This is a genomic window from Clostridium sp. BL-8, from assembly GCF_002006495.1.
Taxonomy (GTDB): Bacteria; Bacillota; Clostridia; order Clostridiales; family Clostridiaceae; genus Clostridium.
Genome location: NZ_LZZL01000016.1, coordinates 20,098 through 40,299, shown reverse-complemented (window position 1 = coordinate 40,299; position 20,202 = coordinate 20,098). Strand labels below are relative to the sequence as shown.

Annotated in this window: 16 protein-coding genes and 2 pseudogenes; 16 read left to right on the top strand and 2 right to left on the bottom strand. The window is 29.5% G+C overall.

The genetic code is table 11. The annotated features are described in order from the left end of the window. Positions 1-428: 428 nt before the first annotated feature. The 15 genes and pseudogenes from nifH (at position 429) to CLOBL_RS27925 (ending at position 17,149) form a co-directional block, all read left to right on the top strand. A complete protein-coding gene (nifH, locus tag CLOBL_RS07620; protein WP_077858470.1) occupies positions 429-1,253 on the top strand; it encodes a nitrogenase iron protein in 825 nt (274 codons plus the stop codon). Between the two features lie 22 nt (positions 1,254-1,275). Beyond that, on the top strand, positions 1,276-2,679 hold the full coding sequence (gene vnfD, locus CLOBL_RS07615; RefSeq protein WP_077858469.1) for a nitrogenase vanadium-iron protein, alpha chain: 1,404 nt from the start codon (positions 1,276-1,278) through the stop codon (positions 2,677-2,679). Between the two features lie 38 nt (positions 2,680-2,717). Continuing rightward, positions 2,718-3,059, top strand: coding sequence for a Fe-only/vanadium nitrogenase subunit delta (locus CLOBL_RS07610; protein WP_077858468.1), 342 nt, complete (start codon positions 2,718-2,720; stop codon positions 3,057-3,059). 44 nt (positions 3,060-3,103) lie between these two features. After that, a complete protein-coding gene (locus CLOBL_RS07605) occupies positions 3,104-4,489 on the top strand; it encodes a nitrogenase component 1 (RefSeq protein WP_077858467.1) in 1,386 nt (461 codons plus the stop codon). Positions 4,490-4,605: 116 nt separating this feature from the next. Then, a complete protein-coding gene (locus CLOBL_RS07600; RefSeq protein WP_077858466.1) occupies positions 4,606-6,144 on the top strand; it encodes a nitrogenase component 1 in 1,539 nt (512 codons plus the stop codon). Beyond that, positions 6,129-7,472: a nitrogenase component 1 gene (locus tag CLOBL_RS07595; protein ID WP_077858465.1), complete on the top strand. Its 1,344-nt coding sequence runs from the start codon at positions 6,129-6,131 to the stop codon at positions 7,470-7,472. Before CLOBL_RS07600 ends, CLOBL_RS07595 begins: the two co-directional genes overlap by 16 nt. Before the next feature lie 136 nt (positions 7,473-7,608). Beyond that, positions 7,609-8,589 carry a helix-turn-helix transcriptional regulator gene (locus CLOBL_RS07590; RefSeq protein WP_077858503.1) on the top strand — a complete coding sequence of 327 codons (981 nt, stop codon included), beginning with the start codon at positions 7,609-7,611 and terminating at the stop codon, positions 8,587-8,589. 139 nt (positions 8,590-8,728) lie between these two features. After that, positions 8,729-9,055: a P-II family nitrogen regulator gene (locus tag CLOBL_RS07585; RefSeq protein WP_077858464.1), complete on the top strand. Its 327-nt coding sequence runs from the start codon at positions 8,729-8,731 to the stop codon at positions 9,053-9,055. 22 nt (positions 9,056-9,077) lie between these two features. Beyond that, entirely contained in the window at positions 9,078-9,461 is a 384-nt protein-coding gene (locus CLOBL_RS07580; protein ID WP_077858463.1) for a P-II family nitrogen regulator, read from the top strand. A 218-nt stretch (positions 9,462-9,679) separates the two neighbouring features. Further along, positions 9,680-10,891: pseudogene (gene nifB / locus CLOBL_RS07575) on the top strand (nitrogenase cofactor biosynthesis protein NifB); the annotation flags it as partial. A 391-nt stretch (positions 10,892-11,282) separates the two neighbouring features. After that, positions 11,283-12,200, top strand: coding sequence for an isopropylmalate synthase (locus CLOBL_RS07570; RefSeq protein WP_077858461.1), 918 nt, complete (start codon positions 11,283-11,285; stop codon positions 12,198-12,200). A 58-nt stretch (positions 12,201-12,258) separates the two neighbouring features. Continuing rightward, on the top strand, positions 12,259-13,032 hold the full coding sequence (locus CLOBL_RS07565) for a homocitrate synthase (protein ID WP_077858460.1): 774 nt from the start codon (positions 12,259-12,261) through the stop codon (positions 13,030-13,032). A 164-nt stretch (positions 13,033-13,196) separates the two neighbouring features. Next, positions 13,197-16,127: a helicase C-terminal domain-containing protein gene (locus CLOBL_RS07560; RefSeq protein ID WP_077858459.1), complete on the top strand. Its 2,931-nt coding sequence runs from the start codon at positions 13,197-13,199 to the stop codon at positions 16,125-16,127. Between the two features lie 294 nt (positions 16,128-16,421). Further along, positions 16,422-16,664: a hypothetical protein gene (locus CLOBL_RS07555; protein ID WP_077858458.1), complete on the top strand. Its 243-nt coding sequence runs from the start codon at positions 16,422-16,424 to the stop codon at positions 16,662-16,664. Positions 16,665-16,972: 308 nt separating this feature from the next. Next, complete coding sequence (locus CLOBL_RS27925; RefSeq protein WP_179117700.1) at positions 16,973-17,149, top strand: hypothetical protein; 177 nt, start codon at positions 16,973-16,975, stop codon at positions 17,147-17,149. Positions 17,150-17,306: 157 nt separating this feature from the next. On the opposite strand, the pseudogene CLOBL_RS07550 reads toward CLOBL_RS27925, so the two are convergent. Beyond that, positions 17,307-17,684 (bottom strand): annotated as a pseudogene (locus CLOBL_RS07550) (manganese catalase family protein); the annotation flags it as partial. Beyond that, entirely contained in the window at positions 17,665-19,329 is a 1,665-nt protein-coding gene (locus tag CLOBL_RS07545) for a recombinase family protein (protein ID WP_077858456.1), read from the bottom strand. The pseudogene CLOBL_RS07550 and the gene CLOBL_RS07545, both read right to left, overlap by 20 nt. A 317-nt stretch (positions 19,330-19,646) precedes the next feature. Between CLOBL_RS07545 and CLOBL_RS07540 the strand changes: the two genes are divergently transcribed. Beyond that, positions 19,647-20,102 carry an ATP-dependent metallopeptidase FtsH/Yme1/Tma family protein gene (locus tag CLOBL_RS07540; RefSeq protein WP_077858455.1) on the top strand — a complete coding sequence of 152 codons (456 nt, stop codon included), beginning with the start codon at positions 19,647-19,649 and terminating at the stop codon, positions 20,100-20,102. Positions 20,103-20,202: the final 100 nt, after the last annotated feature.

Here is a 20,202-nt window from a genome sequence, read left to right as displayed (position 1 = left end):
TGCAATCTAAGTAGTTATAATGCATGATTTAGATGTTATTAATCTAAATATTCTATTATACAATGATGTATAGTTAGCTATAACATACAGCATTTGTTCTTAATCAATTCTGAAGAATTTCCTTATACAAAGATGTATATTAAAATTTCAAGTATTAAGATCAAATATTAAAAAATAAATATTGCGAAAATAGTTTTATAATTGAAATCTAAGATGAATATAAATCTAGGAATTTGCATTTAATAAAAAAATCTTGATGTGAATTTTAACTAGCAGTATTTATATAATTATCAATACTTATTATGATTTTATATCATTAAACAATAATAATTTTATTGCTGATTCTTAGTAAAATTGAGTCGCTTATAAAGTTTTATTAATAATGATTAAAATAAATTATTTTATATATGATGAAGGGAGTTTTTATTATGAAAAAAATTGCATTTTATGGAAAAGGTGGAATAGGAAAATCTACTACACAACAAAACACAGCAGCTGCTATGGCAAAATTCTACAATCAAAAGGTATTTATACATGGTTGCGATCCAAAGGCTGATTCAACTCGTATGATTTTAGGAGGAAAACCACAAGAAACATTGATGGATACTCTTAGAGAAGAAGGAGAAGATGCAATATCAATTGATAAAGTTGTTAAAGATGGATTTTTAGGAATTAAAGGTGTTGAATCAGGCGGACCAGAGCCAGGAGTTGGATGTGCCGGAAGAGGAGTTATAACAGCAATTAACCTTATGGAAAACTTAGGCGCATATACTCCCGATCTTGATTATGTATTTTATGATGTATTAGGTGATGTTGTATGCGGAGGTTTTGCAATGCCAATCAGAGATGGTAAAGCAGAAGAAGTTTATATTGTAACATCAGGTGAAATGATGGCAGTATATGCAGCAAATAATATTAGCCGTGGGCTTCTTAAATATGCAAATCAGAGTGGTGTTAGATTAGGTGGATTAATCTGTAACAGCCGTATGGTTGATAGAGAAAAAGAACTTATGGCAGAATTTGCAGCAGCACTAGGAACTCAAATGATACATTTTGTTCCTAGAGATAACATAGTACAAGTTGCAGAATTCAATAAGAAAACAGTAATTGAGTATGATCCGGAGTCTAATCAAGCTAAAGAATATGGAGAACTTGCTAGAAAGATCATAAATAACACAAATTTAGTTATTCCAACTCCATTAAGTATGGATGAATTGGAAGCTATGGTTGTTAAATACGGAATAGCAGAATAAAAAATAATAGGAGGTGTAGGAAATGCCATTACAACTATTTAAAAGTGACGAACTTATACCAGAACGTAAAAAGCATGTTTATATAAAGGCTCCAGGAGAAGATATAACAGAATTTTTACCACTTTCAAATGAAAATACTATTCCTGGTACATTATCAGAAAGAGGATGTGCTTTCTGTGGTGCTAAGCTGGTAATTGGCGGAGTTCTAAAGGACACTATTCAAATGATTCACGGACCAATTGGATGTGCTTATGATACGTGGCATACAAAAAGATATCCAAGTGATAATGACAACTTCCAATTAAAATATGTTTGGTCTACCAATATGAAAGAAAGTAATGTCGTATTTGGTGGTGAAAAACAATTAAAAGCAAGTATAATTGAAGCTTTTAAGGAAATGCCAGATATAAAAAGAATGTTTGTTTATACAACATGTGCAACAGCATTAATAGGCGATGATCCAAAGGCAGTAGCAAAGCAAGTTGAAAAAGAACTTGGAGATGTTGATATATTCGTTGTTGAATGTCCAGGGTTTGCAGGAGTAAGCCAATCAAAAGGGCATCACGTTCTCAATATTGGATGGATAAATGAAAAGGTTGGAACAGTAGAACCTGAAATAACAAGTGAATATACTGTTAACTTAATTGGTGATTACAATATTCAAGGGGATGCTTATGTATTACATAACTACTTTGAAAAATTGGGAATTCAAATTGTAGCAGATTTTACTGGAAATGCAACTTATGATGAATGTCGCTCTATGCATAAAGCACAAGTAAGTGTTGTAAACTGTGCAAGATCAGCAGGATATCTTGCAAATGAATTAAATAAAAGATATGGAATACCAAGGCTTGATGTTGATACATGGGGATTCTCTTATACAGCTGAAGCTCTTAGAAAAGTAGGAGTATTTTTCGATATTGAAGATAAAGTTGAAGCACTTATTGAAGAAGAGATGGAGAAATATAAAGCTAAAATGGATTGGTACAAGGAACGTTTAAGTGGTAAGAAGGTTGCTATTTGGACAGGCGGACCAAGATTGTGGCATTGGACAAAAGCTTTAGAAGATGATTTGGGAATGACTGTTGTTGCAATGTCTTCTAAGTTCGGTCATCAAGAAGATTTTGAAAAAGTTATTTCAAGAGGACATGAAGGTGCTATATATATTGATGATGCTAATGAACTTGAATTTTTTGATGTATTAGAAATGGTACATCCGGATGTAGTTTTCACTGGTCCTAGAGTTGGGGATTTAATTAAGAAAGTTCATTTACCATATGTTAATGGACACGCTTATCATAATGGTCCATACATGGGATTTGAAGGTGCTGTAAACATGGCAAGAGATATATACAATGCAGTAAACAGCCCATTAATGAAATTAGCTGCTGACGATATTGTAGCACAATCAAAAGCAATACTATAAGTGAATCTTTATAAAACTTATTGAAAGAGGTGAAGATTGTGGAAGAAAATGTAACGGAGTTATATAAGTATATTCAACAAAAATATTTATGGCAATTTTATTCTAGAAGTTGGGATAGAGAAAATAATATTAATGGCATTTTAAGTGCAACAGAAGAACTTTTAATAACGAGTAAATGTTCTTTAGGTGATAGTTTGACAGATAAACATTATTATAGTGAGGCTAAAATAGTGGTCAAAGATATTAAAAGAGACTTGAAATTTATTGAAGGACTAAACGAAAAAGGAATTAAGGAGTTAATAGATAAGGTTAAGGAAAAATTAATTGGTGTTACTGTGACAAATACATTAAATGGTGAACTTAATGTCAAATTCTATTAAGAAAAAAAATTAAGAATGATTAACTTTAGAGAAGAGGTGAAAGTATGTCTTGTTCTTTACAGGAAAAAGAAAGAAAAGGAATAATAAATCCTATGTTTACCTGTCAGCCAGCTGGTGCTCAATTTGCAGGTATAGGAATTAAAGACAGTATACCACTTGTTCATGGTGGACAAGGATGCTGTATGTTTGTAAGGCTTTTATTTGCACAACATTTTAATGAGAACTTTGATATTGCTTCGTCATCAGTTCATGAGAGTACAGCCGTTTTTGGAGGGCTAGCTCAAGCTGAAGAGGCAGTAATGACTATGATAGGTAGATATCCAGAATTAAGAATACTACCTATTATAACAACTTGTTCAACTGAAACTATTGGCGACGATATCGATGGATTGGTAATAAAATTAGAAAAGAGAATTGAGAAAGAATTCCCTAATCGTGAAGTAATATTAATACCAGTCCATACACCAAGTTACACAGGCAGCCAAATCACTGGTTATGATGTTGCTGTCGAAGCTATTATATCAAAAGTAGCTAAAAAAGACAAGCATAATAATAAAATCAATGTATTCACAGGCTGGGTAAATCCAGGGGATGTAACAGAAATTAAACATATTTTCGAAGAAATGCAGATAGAAGGAAACTTTTTAATGGATACCGAGAGCTTTGATGCACCTACTATGCCGGGTAAAGATTCATTTGCACACGGAAGTACTACTGTGGAAGATTTACAAGATTCTGCCAATGCTAAAGCTAGTTTAGCATTATGTAAATATGAAGGTGGCAGAGCTGCAAAACTTTTAGAAAATAAATTCAAAGTACCGGCAGTAATTGATGCTATGCCAATTGGTATTAAGAATACTGATAAATTGTTAATGAATTTGACAAAATTAACAGGTAGAAAAGTACCTAAATCCTTGGCTATAGAACGTGGTAAGGCTATTGATACAATGGCTGATTTAGCGCATATGTTTTTTGCTGATAAAAAAGTGGCTATATATGGGGACCCAGATTTAGTTTTAGGACTAGCTGAATTCTGTTTAGAAATGGAATTGAAACCAGTATTGCTATTATTAGGTGATGATAATAAAGGCTATGCTAAAGATTCAAGAGTCGAGGAATTGAAGAATAAAGTTGATTTCGATATGGAAATAATAACTAATGCTGATCTTTGGGAGTTAGAAAGTAGAATCAAAAATAAACAAGTAGATATTGATTTAATAATGGGTCATTCAAAAGGAAGATTTATTGCTATCGATAATCAAATTCCAATGGTTAGAGTCGGATTTCCGACTTTTGACAGAGCAGGAGTGTATAGAAATCCGGTCATAGGATATAACGGAGCTATATATTTAGCAGAAACTATTGCTAATGCATTATTCTCTCACATGGAATACACACATGATAGAGAATGGGTATTAAATGTTTGGTAAAATGAAATAAAAGTTAATTTTAATGGATAAAATCTCACAAAATTAAAAGGAATATGTCTTAATAAATGCATTAAGACATATTCTGCAAAAAAATATTGAAGTAGGGGGCGAGTGTTATGGATACAAAATTGAGTAGTGAAAGCAAGATAGTTTTTCAAGGAAGATTAAGTGAACTGTATAAGTTAGCTAAGGAAGGGAAAATTCCTACAAGTCTTCAGGGAAGTCATACACGTCCTTGCAAATTTTGGACTGCAACCAAGGTGTTAAGTGGTATAAATAATTCAATCATTATAACACATGGTCCTAGTGGTTGCGCTTATGGGGTAAAAAAGACTTATAAGCTTACAAATTCTAGAAATAGTGGAATTGCATATGAACCAGTTATAAGCACTAATATGGATGAAAAGAAAATAGTATATGGTGGAGATAAGGAATTAGAAAAAGCAATTTTAGAAGTAGAAGAAAAATATCATCCTGATGTGATTTTTGTAGCCTCAAGTTGTGCGACAGGAATCATAGGAGATAACATAGATGCTATAGTAGAAGAAAAAAGTAAAGAAATAAATGCAAAAATTATGCCTATTCATTGTGAAGGTTTTGCAGGAGAATATAGAAGCGGTTTTGATTTGGTTTTTGAGCAGGTAGTAAAGCTAATGGACAAGCCAACAGCAGAGAGAAAAGAAGAATTAAAACATTCAGTAAATATAATTGGTGGAAAGATGGGTGCGGAGAGAACAGAAGTTCAAACTGATGTCAAGGAATTAGTGAGACTTGTAACAGAGATGGGAGCAAAGGTTAATTCTGTTATAGCTGGTAACTGTACTTTAGAAGAATTAAAAAAAGCTCCAAGTGTAGCTGTTAACTGCGCTTTATGTTTAGATATTGGATATGCAATAGGAAATACAATGCTTAAGAAATTTGATACTCCAGTTAATTCAACTATACTTCCATATGGAATAGAAGCAACTAAAAAATGGTTAATGGGCGCAGCAAAATATTTGCATATGGAAACTGAAGCAGAAGCATTAATTAAAAAAGAATTTGAAGAAATACAAGAAGAATATGAGCAGGCTAAAGCAAATTTAAAAGGAAAAACAGCTATAATTGAAGGACATGATGCAGTAAAATGTTTATCTATTGCACATATGCTAGAAAAAGATTTTGAAATGGATGTAATTATATATAATTTTCATCCGTGGAGTACAGATGCAAGGCAAACAAGTATAGATTATTTATTGGAAACCGGTATGGATCCTAAAATACTAATTACAAAGGGAACACTTGCTTTTGGAAAATATGAATCTATGAAAGAAACTGAAGAAGAATTAATGAGTTTTGTTGGAGATTTAAATCCAAAAACTACAGTATATTTTGGCTCTTCCTTAAGCTTTCCTAAGATTCCAGTGGTAGATTTAAATGCAATATTAAATCGCCCAAGATTTGGATTTAGGGGAGCACTAAAGGTGGCGAAATGTATTAATACAGCACTTCAATATTCATTTAGAGAGAGAAGTGCTATGTTTAAGCAGATAGTTTTCCCTAAAGAAAACAATGTAGGATTGACTGCAAATTCACTTACCTCAAAGCTTGGAAATGATATGCCGGATTGCACTATGTATGGAGAAAGGAGAAGAGGAAAATGTATGATGAGCTAAAATTTGACAACTGCAGCCATAGTAAAGATCCAGTTGTAAGCTGTGCCCTAGAAGGTGTTGCAAGTGTTATTGCTGGAATAAAAGATGTAAGTATAGCAATACATTCTCCTCAGGGCTGCGCAGCTACTGTAGCGTCAGCTTTTGACAGTCACGAAGTTGATTTTACGAAAAGAAAAGTTGGATGTACCAGATTATTTGAATCAGATATAATTTTAGGAGCATCAGAAAAGCTTACTAATCTTATATTGGATGCAGATAAAACTTATAATACTAAAGTAATGTTTGTAGTTGGAACTTGTGCAGCAGATATTATTGGTGAAGATATTATTGGATTATGCGATTCTATTCAGGATAAAGTAAATTCTAAATTAATCCCAGTATTTGCTGGTGGCTTTAGAGGAAATTATTATGATGGAATAGATATTGGCTTAATGGAACTTCTAAAATTTATTGATAAAAGTGAGGATAAAATTGCTAATACTGTAAATATAATAGCACCTCAAGGTAGTATAAATCCAACTTGGTGGGCAGATTTAGCTTGGATTAAACAAGTATTCAATTTTTTAGGCATAAGGATTCAAACAGTAATACCATATGATATAGCTTTAGAAGATTTAAAAGATGCAAGTAAAGCATCAGCAAATATTCTTCTAAGTCAGGATATAGGGTATAAATTTTGTGACAAAATGGAGCAACTCCATGGGGTTCCATTAATATTAAAGGATATTCCTCTTCCAATTGGTTTAGAAAACACAGCTAGGTGGCTTAGAGAACTCGGAAAATATTTCAATATAGAAAAGAGAGTAGAAATGTTGATAAAAGATGGAGAAGACCTAGTTATTAACATTCTTAGAAGAAGAGCACTTATGATAATACCAAGGTATAGAAACTGTAGAATTGCAATTTCAGCTGATGCAACTATGGGGATAGGTATTATTAGAATGCTTTTTAAAGAGCTTGAGATGATTCCAGAAGTCATACTTATAAGATCGAAGAATAGTAAAAGCATTGATATATTAAAAATGGAACTGAAAGAACTTGGAATTCAGCCCAAAGTTGCCTTTGGAGTTGATGGATATCAAATAAAGGAAGCACTAAAACAATGCGATATTGATTCCATCATAGGTTCAGCATGGGAAAAATATATAGGAGAAGAAATTGGAATTAAATTAGCTTTCGATAACTTTAATCCTACCAATAGGGATGTTTATGTTGATAAAGCATATATGGGATATGATGGAATGTTAAATATTCTGGAAATAATAGGAAATGATTGGGAAAGAGCCTATAGATCAAAGGAGATTGATTGGCAGGAAAGTTTTAAATAAACTTATAAAATTAAATATTTAGTGAGTGTTTAGAAAATGGCGGAGTGGGGATATTTAAAACTTTATTATTGAAATACTATATGTTTATTGTTATAGTAAAACTATCTATTAGATTGGAGAAGAAAGGATGGGTTTTATGGATAAAAATACCCCACTAACACCTCAGGAAGTGGCTGATATGTTGAAAATATCCAAGAGCACTGTATATGAATTAATTAAAAAGAATTCAATTAATTCATATAAGGTTGGTAAAAAGCTGCGTATTGATTTAAAGGATGTAGAAAATTACAAAAATAAAACCAAGACGGTATTAAGTATAGAGAAAAATAATAATGATAGTGATAGCGAAAATAACTCAATCCAATTGATTGGAAGCTTGAATAATTTATATAATACCAATTATAGTTTACCTCCACAATTTATAATTTGTGGTCAGGATATAATTTTAGATATATTATCACGTTATTTAGAGATGCATACAAGTGGAATACATAATTTAAGATATTATCAAGGCAGCTATAATAGCTTATACTCTATGTATAAAGGTAAGGCAACTATAGCGACATCTCACATGTGGGATAGAAAAAGCGGTTTATATAATACTCCTTATGTAGAAAAAATGCTTCCAGGTACCCCATGCATTTTAATAAATTTAGCATATATAAATGTAGGATATTATGTTGCTAAGGGAAATCCAAAAAATATTTTATCATGGGAAGATTTAAAGCGGGATGATATAATAATGGTTAATAGAGAAAAAGGAAGCGGAACACGTATACTTTTAGATCAACATATACAAGAAATGAAAATCCCTCATAGCAGCATAAAAGGATACGAAAAAGAATGCCTTGCACATGTTGCGGTTGCTAGTGCTATTGCTCGGGGAGAAGCAGACTTTGGTCTTGGATCTGAGAAGGCATCATATCAAGTTAAAAATATTGATTTTATTCCGCTACAAGAGGAGCAATATGATTTAATTATTAAGAAAGAAGAACTAAATCTGCCAAGTGTTAAAGCTGTTCTCGAAACAATTAATTCAGAAGATTTTAAAGCAGAAGTTTCAAGCTTAGGTGGATATAATATTTCTCATTTAGGTGAGATAGTAAGTGAAACTTAAAATAAATAATTATGACAAAGAGGTCTGATTCAATAATGAATTAGATCTTTTTTTTATATTAGTTTTTGTTACCAGAGTAATTTCTATAGATACAAGAAGTTACTTTAGGCATATATAAAATGATAGGAGTGGTTAATTTATGTACATGATTCGAGCAATTATTAGACCCGAAAAAGTAAATGTGGTTCTATCAGAACTGTTAGATGCTGGATTTCCACAGATTACAAAGATGGACGTATTTGGAAGAGGAAAACAAAAGGGAATAAGAGTAGGAAGTGTGGAATATGATGAACTTCCTAAAGAGATGCTTATGATTACAGTTAATGACGAAGACAAGGATGAAGTAGTAAAAATAATAATGGGAAATGCTAGAACAGGTGACAAGGGAACTTTTGGAGATGGTAAGATATTTATTTCAGAAGTTGAGGAAGTCTATACAGTAAGCAGTGGAAAGGAAGGCTTATAAAAGATTAAGGAGGAAAACAAATATGAAAGAGGTAATATGTATTATCCGTTTAAATAAAGTAAGTCAAACTAAAGATGCTTTATATGAAGCAGGATTTCCTGCTGTAACATTTATAAAAGTGTTTGGCAGAGGAAAGAAATCTTTAGATCAGGCGATGGCTCAAACTTACATTGATGCAGGAAAGAAAATCCCAGCATCATATGATGAAAGCATTTCAGAAAAAGGAAGGCTAATACCAAAGCGGTTAATTACTATAATAGTAAGTGATGATATGGTTAAAAAAGTAGTTGATACAGTGATTAAAATAAACTCCACTGGATCACCTGGAGATGGAAAAATATTTGTTTTACCAATTAAAGAAAGCTATAGGGTAAGAGATGGTAAAGCAGGAGAAGAAGTTCTGTGATAATGTGTGAATTTTAAGTGAAAAGATGTGTGTAAAATAAGTATAAACTAAAAAAATATTAAATTGATATGTATAGGTGTAAGTCCTATAAATTAGAAAAATAATTTGCCTATAGGACTTACATTTTTTACGTATAAAAAACGTGGGATTTAATAATTTAAAGGAGGCGAATTATTTTGAATAATATTGAAATTAAAGATTACATAAACACCAAGATAGAAAAAACTCAGAAGCACCCTTGTTTTAGCTGTGATTCTGCTCATAAATATGCAAGGATGCATTTACCAATAGCACCAAAATGCAATATCAGTTGTAATTATTGCTTAAGAAAATACGATTGCATGAATGAAAGTAGACCTGGGGTAACAACAGAAGTATTATCGCCAAAGGAAGCTTTAGCAAAATATAAGATTGTTAAAAATCAAATGCCTAATTTAACAGTTGTTGGTATAGCAGGCCCGGGTGATGCCTTAGCAAATTTTGAAGAAGTAAAAGAAACTTTAAGACTTATTAAAGAATATGATAAGGAGGTAACTTTTTGCTTATCAACTAATGGACTAATGTTGCCTTTTTACTGTGAAGAAATTATTGAACTTGGAGTCAGTCATATTACAATAACTATAAATGGAATTGACCCTAATATAACTGCTAAAATTTATAAGTATGTTGATTATTTAGGTAATACATATACTGGGGTGGATGGAGCTCAAATACTTTTAAATAATCAATTATCTGGATTGAAGTATCTAAGTGAAAGAGGAATAATATGTAAAGTTAACATAGTAATGCTTAAAGGAATTAATGATAAACATATTGAAGAAATAGTTAAAAAAGTTAAACTGTTTGGAGCATCAATAACGAATATAATGCAGATGATACCGGTTAAAGGAAGCGTATTTGAACAGATGCCTTTGGTTAGTAATAAAGAAATAATGGAGTTAAGAAAAGTGTGTGAGAATCATCTAGCACAAATGTATCATTGCAAACAATGTAGGGCAGATGCTATTGGAACATTAGATGATGATCAGTCCTTAAAATTCTCTAATCACAATAATTTAGAAAAAAATTTGAGATTTGCAATAGCATCTAAAACTGGAAAGGTTGTAGATTTGCATTTTGGACATGCTACTGAATTTTATATTTATGATTATGAAGATAATAAGGTTGAATATATTGAAAAACGAGATGTTGATAAATATTGTACTGGAAAAGATGATTATGAAGAAGAAAACAAATTTGAAAGAACATTAAAGGTTTTATCGGATTGTAATGGAGTAATGTCGTTAAGAATAGGAAGCAGCCCTTCAAGTAAATTTAAAAGTAAAGGCATAGATGTATTTATGACTTGTGATGAAATTGAAAGTGCAGTAATAAAGGCAGCAGAATCAATTATAAAGGGAATTGAAGTTGAGAATATTCTTAAAGTTTAATAAAAAAACTTTAGACATAAATTAATAAAAAAATAATAGAAAAGTATATAAAATAATATAATACTATGGTAATATTAATTCAATAGAATAATATTATAATAATGAAATAAGAGGTAAAGAGGCCTAAAAATGAACTGATTATAAATGGGATTTTTAGGTTGTTTTTATTGGCAAAGAAGCCTATTTAATATACTAAATATATTAGAAGGTTTTTTTATTTTATAGAAAAGTATAGTAAGGCCAAATATTTGAATTTAGTTCATCTGAGGATGCAGATACTGAAAGTAATAGAACAAGGTAGGTCTTAAAAAGGAATATTATATTCGTAATTAATTTATAATGAAATATATTTGCCTTTTAATTATCTGTTTTAATATAAAGGAGTGGGATTATGAGTAAAGAAAATGTAATAATAATAGATAAAACGTTAGTTGTGCTTGATTTGTTGTATGGAGAGAAAATTAGAAAGAAAATTCCACTAGTAATAAAATTTATTAATCTATTACATCAAATTGGAAGTGATTTTATTGAAGTACCCAGAGGATTATATGAAGATCTGAATTTTGTACAAGAAGAAATAAAATTTATAATAAGTGAGGAATTAATAGAAATACAAGGAGAAATTAATGGGAATTATGAAGAAAGTGTTGAATCGTATTATAAGCATATTGATAATTTAAGAATAGCAGGCTTGGATAATATTATATTCTATGATTATAATAAAATATTTATAGATATAATAAAAAGGTTTGGAAATAGCGTTCAAATGTGTATAAAGAATAAATATTTTTGTGCAATTGCTATGAGTTTAGAATGGATTCGATTAGGTGGAGAAAAGATAGTAACAACATTTTCCGGTATAGGAGGTTACACATCTTTGGAAAGTGTACTAGGTTCTCTTGAATTTTTAGAAAATATGCAGCCGAAGGGCAATTATGTATTGTTTCCAGATATACTTGAGTTGTTTGAAGAAATAACGGATATAAAAATAGAGCCAAACGCGCCATTTATTGGTAAAGATATTTTTAATGTTGAATCAGGAATACATGTAAATGGCATTGTAAAAAACCCAAGTACTTATGAGCCATATGATCCAGGTAAGATTGGAAGAAAGAGAAAAATAATAATTGGCAAACATTCTGGAATTAGTGCGTTAGAGATAAAATTAAAAGAATTGCATATCGAATATAATAATAAAAACTTAAGTAATATATTGGAGAAAATAAGAATAATTTCAACACAAAATAAGAGAGGTTTAGATGATGATGAAATAAAGCAATTATTCAAAAGTTGCGGAAATTTTAAGTAATAATGTTCTTTGAGCAGAAATGTCTTTATATAGATAGTAAGAATATGAGGTGAGAAAATTGAATTCAGAAGAGGTATATATTGTAGATACTACATTAAGGGATGGGGAGCAATGTGCTGGACGTGCTTTTTCGATTGATGAAAAGGTAGAAATAGCAAAATATATGGATGAAAATAATATTTATCAAATAGAAGCAGGAATACCAATTATGGGAGATATAGAAAAAGAGTGTATTAAGAGAATCTTAAATATGAGACAAAATTCACTAATATCAACCTGGAATAGAATGAATAAAAATGACATTTTAAACTCAATAGATTGTAAACCTGATATCATCCATATTAGTGTTCCAACATCTGATATACAGATTTATTCAAATTTAAATAAGGATAAAGAATGGGTTAGGAAGAATTTAAAAGAATGTGTATTTTTAGCTAGAGATAAAAATTATGAAGTTACGATTGGATTTGAAGATGCTTCAAGGGCAGATACAAGTTACCTTATAAGCTTATGTAAAATAGTTCGAGAAATGGGGGTAAAAAGAGTAAGATATGCAGATACAGTAGGAATATTAATGCCATCTTTAGTTAAAGAACCGATTAAAACGATCATTGAAGAGACAGATATGGAGATTGAAATACATGCTCATAATGATTTTGGAATGGCAATTCCTATTTCATTAGAAGCTGTAAAAAGTGGAGCTAAATATGTAGATTGTACTCTAGATGGTATTGGAGAAAGATCTGGAAATTGTAATATGCAGGAATTTATTAGAGTATCTCAGGATTATTTATATAGAAATAATAACTTATCAAAAACTGGAACAAAATAAGTATTTTGTTCCAGTTTTTATATATACTAAATACATACAAATTAATTTATAAATTAGTGTAAAAAATAATAAGAACAGATGTTCAATTATTCTATTTATGTTATAATGGATTAAATAAAAATATAAGGGAATAGGAATTGGAAGGTGTTTAATTAGGAGAAATTATGCTAAACAAATTAAGTAGTATTTTAGATAATGTTATATATTTGGATATTGAAACAACTGGACTCGATGAAAGTTGTTCAGAAATTATAGAAATTGGTGCCGTTAAGGTTAAGGATGGAATTATTACTACTTATGAAACCTTAATTAGACCAAGAGGAAGAGTGCCTGTAAGTACTTATAGTTTATGTAAGGGATTAAATGAAAGAGAGTTGTTAAATGCTCCAAGTTTAAATTCAATAAGACAAGAGATCTTAGAATTTTTGGAAGATTTCCCTTTGGTATGTCATAATGCAGCCTTTGAAAAGAAATTCTTAGGGTTTCATATTCCTGAAATTAAGAATGCTATAATGGATTCAATGGAGCTTGCAGCAATTTTGGAACCATGGCGAAAAGAGTTTAATTTGGATTCATTAATAAAGGAAGTTACTAACTTAGGAAAAGATGAAAACCATAGAGGATTATCAGATTCAATTGATACGTTAAAGGTAGTAAATGCCCTTCTATTAAGGCAATGGGTAAGAGAAGAGAAGTATATAAAGAGAAATAAATCGTTATATGAAATTATAGTAAAAGAATATAAATATCTAAATAATTGGTCATGGACTAAGTACTTATTAAAACCTCCATTTTTTACATACGAAAAACATGAATATGTAAATTATGAGGATAGTAAGAAGAAAGAGACTAACTTAAAGAAAATTCCTATAGATTATACATTATATGAGAATTTACTTGAGAATGAAGATATTTGGAATAATGGAGGAGATTTTGGTTACCAATACAGAAAGGATCAGAAGGAATTTTCAAGGAAAATAAGAGAGAATTTTGAAAAAGGCGAGAGAATATTTATCGAAGCTCCAACAGGTAGTGGTAAGACTTTTGCATATGTAATAATAGCGGCAATAGAAACTTATTTAAATAAGCAGAAGAATAGAAAAGATGATTCTAGCTTTATTATATCTACGAACACAAAAGAACTTCAAAATCAGCTCATAGAAAGAGATATCCCAACTATACTTAAAAAGTTAAGATTAGAAGACAAATTAAAGTATGGTGCCATAAAAGGGAAAGGGAATTATCTCTGCATAGAGCGATTGAGCAAATGCGAAGATTTTGAGTTCAGTGAAAAAGGCAATTTGACAAAGCTTTTTCTTAGAAGACTTTGTGAAAATGGAAATTATGGAGACATGGAAAATATAAATTATTCTATGCAGAAATATTTTGAATTGGATAAATACATTAATGAAATAAATTGTGATAGTGAGCAATGCAAGCTAGATAAATGTACAAGAGCATGTTTTTTAAGGAAGAGGTATAATGAGCTTCCAGAAGAAAATATAACTGTGATAAATCATTCATTATTATCCTGCTGGCCTTATGGTGAAAAAAAGAAAATAAATCATATTATAATTGATGAAGGTCATAATTTGATGGAAAAATGTTATGACTTTTTTGCAGAAGAGTTTTCATATCTGCAATTTTTAGAGCTTCTAGATATGATAGAAAAAGGACATCCAAGTATCATAGGAATGCTTCTAAATTTAAATGCAGGTTATGGATATAGAGAAACTATAGAAAAAGATAAACTTACATATTTAGTTAGTGAAATAATAGTTAATATGAATATATTACTAAATGATTTTAGGAGCATGAGGCTTGTTAGTGGCGAATATAATTTTACGACTGAGTTTTTTCTTCCAAGGGAAGAACTAAAAGGACTAACAAAAGCTATTGGAACTGAAATTTCAGTTCTAAAAGAAAGTATATATCCGCTATATAAAATTTTAAATGATTATGTTTCTAATATTACACTGGATGATGAAGTGAGTGGAGACACGGATCATAAAAATTTATCTGATTATATAGCAAAGCTCAAAGCTAATTTCGACATGCTTGATAGATTTTTAGAAAGTTCAGTTTTTTATGCTAAAATTTTAGAAGTAGATTCTGAATATAGGGAATTTAAATTTAGGAGTATTCCTCTAAATGTTGGGGAATTAGTCAATGAGCATATGCTTAAAGATGTGAAAAGTACAACTTTTTTATCAGCTACATTTAGAATAGAAAATTCATTTAATAAGATAAAAAAACATTTAGGTCAGGAAAAAGCTAAAGAATTTGTCATTCCACCAACGTTTGATTTGAAAAGAAGAACAAAAATTTTTGCATTAAATGATGTAGGAAGATATGATGATTTTTCTTATATAAAAAATGTTTCAAAATTCATATATAATGTTGCACAAAAAATAAATGGCCATGTACTTGTATTATTTAATAATAATGCTAGGAGAAATGCTGTAAGTGAGGAATTAGATTTAATTACAAGGGGATCTAAAATAGAAGTTCATACTAGCAAAAAATCCGTAGCAGCTCTTAATGATAAAAACAGACAAGTGATAATACTTGGAAGTAAGGGGTTTTTTGAAGGAATAGATATACCTGGAGATGCATTAAGCTGTGTTATGCTAGATAAAATTCCGAATTATAGTCCAGAATATCCAATCTTAAGAGCTGTAACTACATATCAGAAAAAGGGGTATCAGGATGTAAATTATCCTCAAGTATGCATAAAAACTAAGCAGATATATGGAAGATTAATCCGAAGCACTTTTGATTATGGATACTTTATAATTTTAGATCCAGGTCAAAATTCATATACCCTTAGGAATCTAGAGAGGGATCTTGGAGGCCCAAGAATTGAAATTTCATCAACTTTTAAAGTACTTTCTGAAATGGGATTTGATTATAATAATTGGAGAAGAAGTAATATTAATAAAATTATAAATTCCATTAAAAATAGCAATAAAAATATTCAAGAGGAATTCAATAATGAATCAAAGAAGCATAAGATGTTTTGGGAATTATCAAAGGTTGACAATGGTGAATATTTTTTTGAAAATATCAATTTTAAGTTAAATGGAAAAATTTAAGCTGCAAATTTACACGTTTTAAAGTAAGCATGTAAATTTGCAGCTTCTTTTTAGAAAATTAATATTATTATGTATTTCAAATATAATTTCACTTACAAATGTAAGTTAACACCAAAATAAAATAGAATATAATGTAATGTCCAAAATTGGAATTGAAGGAACATGTGATAAATACGAAAAAAATGAGGATAAAAAGTGAAAATAAGTACATAATTGTGATAGAAAAGGATTATGTAATGGTATAAAATGTAAATAAGGGATGAGAGAGAATTATATTTAAAGGAGTTGGATGTCATGTTCTATTTATATTCATTATCAATAGGATTTAGCTTTATAGCATTAATATTATTTTTAATTAGAATACTTTTAAATAAGAATAATATTAATTTAAAAAATAGTAAATATAATAGGAAGATGTTACTTAGTTTAATTGTTATTGCTATTGTTCCAATAATAAATATATTTTTTACTTTATCAGGAGCATATTTATCATTATTAATGAAGAAGGAAAAATTCATTGAATTTATGAATGAATAATATAGTATAAATGTTTAATAAGTAGTAAGTAGCATGTAGAGTGAACCAAGGTATAATATTAACTTAAGGATACGGCCGGAGTATAACATTGAACAAAAGATTTCATTACTGTTTAATATAGGTTATATATTAAACTATAGTTTCTTAGAAATCGATTTATTTGATAATTTAAAAGTATTATATTGGAATATATTGCACAGAAAATTTATATAAATGTAGAGAATAGCATAAATTTTATTAAAAGAGGAAATAATAAAAATAAGATATCAAAGAAAATAAAATGATTTTAGATTGCTTCAGAGAGGAATGTGTTTAAAGGAATGGCAGAAAATATAGATCAGTTATTAGCTGAGTATAGAAATACAAGGGAATGTTTAGAAAGTGGATTGAAATGGTTGCCACAAAACGAATATGCTAAATCAAAGATAGAGGTAATAAATATGATTATACGAGATTTAGAACAATTGGAAGAAAAACTAAGTTAATATTTTAATGTATGATAAACGTAGGAAATTTATATTATAAATTGAAAACACTAACTATAAAATAGTTTATAAGTTATTAATGTAAGAACTGCCTTAGAATGAGTTATATCATTTTAAGGCAGTCTTCTATTTATATAATAATCTATATAAATACAAATTATTTTTTCATGCACATAGCATCTTGAACATGGTCTAAACACTCTCCAAATCTTTGGAAGTGAACGACTTCTCTCTCTCTTAGAAAAGTTAATATTTCTTTAATTTGAGGTTCATCAGTTAGGTGTATTAAATTTTCATAAGTAGCTCTAGCTTTTTGTTCGGCAGCTAAATCTTCATGCAAATCTGCAATAGCATCGCCTTTTGCTTGTATATACGTTGCTGTCCATGGATTACCAGTTGCATCGGTATAAAATAGAGCCTTTCTATGATCAGCATAATGTCCAGCAAGTCCAGCTTTTTTTATTTCTTCTATAGTTGCATTTTCCATAAGTTGATATACCATAGTGGCAATAATCTCAACATGAGCCATTTCTTCTGCTACTATTGCTTAAAGGTAAAAGAACTTGTCGTGGACGTTCTTTACTTGAACCAATTAATATAATATCTAAGGTTCTTGTTTTACTATCCCAAACAACATATTTAACAAGACTCTTGATTAATCTTTTTTTATCCTCAAATTCTTCAACAAAATCATAGAACTTTTTAAAATTATCTAAAATACTCAAAATTTCATCTAAAGATTCATCAGTATTTTCAATTTGTCTATTGGCTGATGATAAGTGATCAATTAATGAATTAAGTTCTTTATTTCTGTCTGTAAGCTTTTTTAGTTCTATTTTAAATGGTTCAAGTAATTCTGGATCATTATCAAGATAAATCATTTTTGCTACTAAATTATTAATACATTTCTTATTGCTTTCAATTTCTTTTGTAAAGTAAGTAAGCTCAGATTGATCATTAATTTGGATTATATTTTTTTTCTTGAGTTCCTCATAATTTTTTATTATATCTTCATGAGTTAATGATTTTAAGGTGGTCACCACGTAATCTTCAGCATCATAGGCATTTAGTGAATCATTACTGCAATTATTAGCGTTGGAATTCCGTAAATTACATGAATAATATCTATATGTATATTTGCCATTTAAGTTTTGCCTAGGTGCCATAGCTGAGTTACATTCTTTACATATAACTAATCCTGATAATAAAGCTTGTTGACTTGTTCCTTTCCTATTGGATGTATTAGATTCTTTTATTTCATCAGCAATCATTTGGCATTTAAGCCACGTATCACTAGAAATTATTCCTGGATGTTCGCCAACAGAGATAATCCACTTATTAATGGGAGCAAAGCCTCCTTTTTCAGTTCGTCTATTATAAGCCATAACGCCATTAATACCATTTATGTTTTCATATCCAAATACTTCGGCACCACACATTTTAAAATAATTTAATATTTTTTTACCTGCAATTGAATAGGTAGGATTATTAATAGTCTGCTTAACTAGATTTCTTGAAAAAAGAGAACCTTTTCTGCTAAGTATCCCTTTGCTTTCTAATAATCTACTTACTTTTTGATAACTTTTGTATTTCATGAATAATTCAAAAACAAGTTTAGGGATATGACTTTCAGCAGGATTAACTTCAAGAATATGCTTTTTTCTATTTTTACCATTTAAGTTGTTATTAAGGATTTCAATAGATTTATAACCAAGTGGAGGAGGACCACCAAGCCATCTTCCAGTCTTTGATAATTCTCGTAAGTTATCTTGTATGCGTTCAGCAATTGTTTCCCTTTCAAGTTGAGCGAAAGTAGCAGAAATGTTCAACATAGCTCTACCAATAGCAGAAGAGGTGTCAAATTGCTCCTTAATTGATATAAATGCTATATCATATTTATTTAATACTTCTATAGTGCTTGCAAAATCACCAACATTTCTAGATATCCTATCAAGTCGATAGCAAATAAGATGAGTGAATTCTTTAGACTTTATATCTTTCATAAGTTTTTGAAATTTAGGTCTGTTAGTATTGCCACCAGAAAAACCTTCATCTTCATAAATTTCATATTCATCTATGCCAATGCTTTTAGCATATTGTATACACATATTAATTTGATTATCTATAGATTCACCCTTTTCAGTGAACTTACTTTTACGAGAATATATTCCTGCTTTCAATCTGAATCAATCCTTTCTAAAGCTTATAGTAATTATATTTAAATACTTATTTATAGTTATCTTATTAGGATGGGAGGGGATAAATGACCTAATACAGATATTTATAAAGGTGTAATTTTTTACAATACAATTATAAGTTCTAGAAAATATTTTTGTTATTATATGCTAATGCATACTTAAGGAAATTTAAAGATGGATCGTTTAACTATTTAAGAATAAAATATTAATTTAATATGTATGTTATAGTAATTACAATATTTTACTGAAAATAAATAGAGATTGTATATGGCACTGTTTTTTGAAAGGAGTAAAGATAAATGCATAAAAATAAACGCAAGGTTATGAAAATGGTTGTTATATTTCTTACAATATTAATAGTCTTTCTAATTGGACTTAACTATTTAAGAAAACCAAATACAACTAAAGAGATTAGCTACAATCAGTTCATGAGTCTACTAGATGAGAATCAAGTTTCAAAAGTTGTTATAATGGATGAGGAAATAAAAATAACACCAAGAGATAATTCAGAATACAAAGGTAAAACTCTATATACACTTAATATAGATGATGGAAACTTGGTAGCTAAGCTTCAAAAATTAAAGGTGAATTACGATATCATAACACAAGTAAGATCCACAATTGTAAGCAAATTAATTGCATTAGTTATTATTTTGTTGTTTGTATATTTTATTTTGAGAAATAAATCATTAAAAAGTGATAAGAAAAGACTGTTAATTAAAATAAGAAATTTAGAAAATAAGGATAATATTTAAGTTAATTTCTACCTGATTCAAAGTACTGAAAGTCAAAATAGTAAACTATTATGATAATATAGGTGAAAATAAAAAATTAAGATAATTTATTGAAAAGTCA

Excerpts from the sequence above, each read along its gene's own strand:
- nifH (WP_077858470.1), top strand. The coding sequence starts at position 429 with ATGAAAAAAATTGCATTTTATGGAAAAGGTGGAATAGGAAAATCTACT.
- vnfD (WP_077858469.1), top strand. The coding sequence starts at position 1,276 with ATGCCATTACAACTATTTAAAAGTGACGAACTTATACCAGAACGTAAA.
- CLOBL_RS07605 (WP_077858467.1), top strand. The coding sequence starts at position 3,104 with ATGTCTTGTTCTTTACAGGAAAAAGAAAGAAAAGGAATAATAAATCCT.
- CLOBL_RS07600 (WP_077858466.1), top strand. The coding sequence starts at position 4,606 with ATGGATACAAAATTGAGTAGTGAAAGCAAGATAGTTTTTCAAGGAAGA.
- CLOBL_RS07595 (WP_077858465.1), top strand. The coding sequence starts at position 6,129 with ATGTATGATGAGCTAAAATTTGACAACTGCAGCCATAGTAAAGATCCA.
- CLOBL_RS07590 (WP_077858503.1), top strand. The coding sequence starts at position 7,609 with ATGGATAAAAATACCCCACTAACACCTCAGGAAGTGGCTGATATGTTG.
- CLOBL_RS07585 (WP_077858464.1), top strand. The coding sequence starts at position 8,729 with ATGTACATGATTCGAGCAATTATTAGACCCGAAAAAGTAAATGTGGTT.
- CLOBL_RS07580 (WP_077858463.1), top strand. The coding sequence starts at position 9,078 with ATGAAAGAGGTAATATGTATTATCCGTTTAAATAAAGTAAGTCAAACT.
- CLOBL_RS07570 (WP_077858461.1), top strand. The coding sequence starts at position 11,283 with ATGAGTAAAGAAAATGTAATAATAATAGATAAAACGTTAGTTGTGCTT.
- CLOBL_RS07560 (WP_077858459.1), top strand. The coding sequence starts at position 13,197 with ATGCTAAACAAATTAAGTAGTATTTTAGATAATGTTATATATTTGGAT.
- CLOBL_RS07555 (WP_077858458.1), top strand. The coding sequence starts at position 16,422 with ATGTTCTATTTATATTCATTATCAATAGGATTTAGCTTTATAGCATTA.
- CLOBL_RS07540 (WP_077858455.1), top strand. The coding sequence starts at position 19,647 with ATGCATAAAAATAAACGCAAGGTTATGAAAATGGTTGTTATATTTCTT.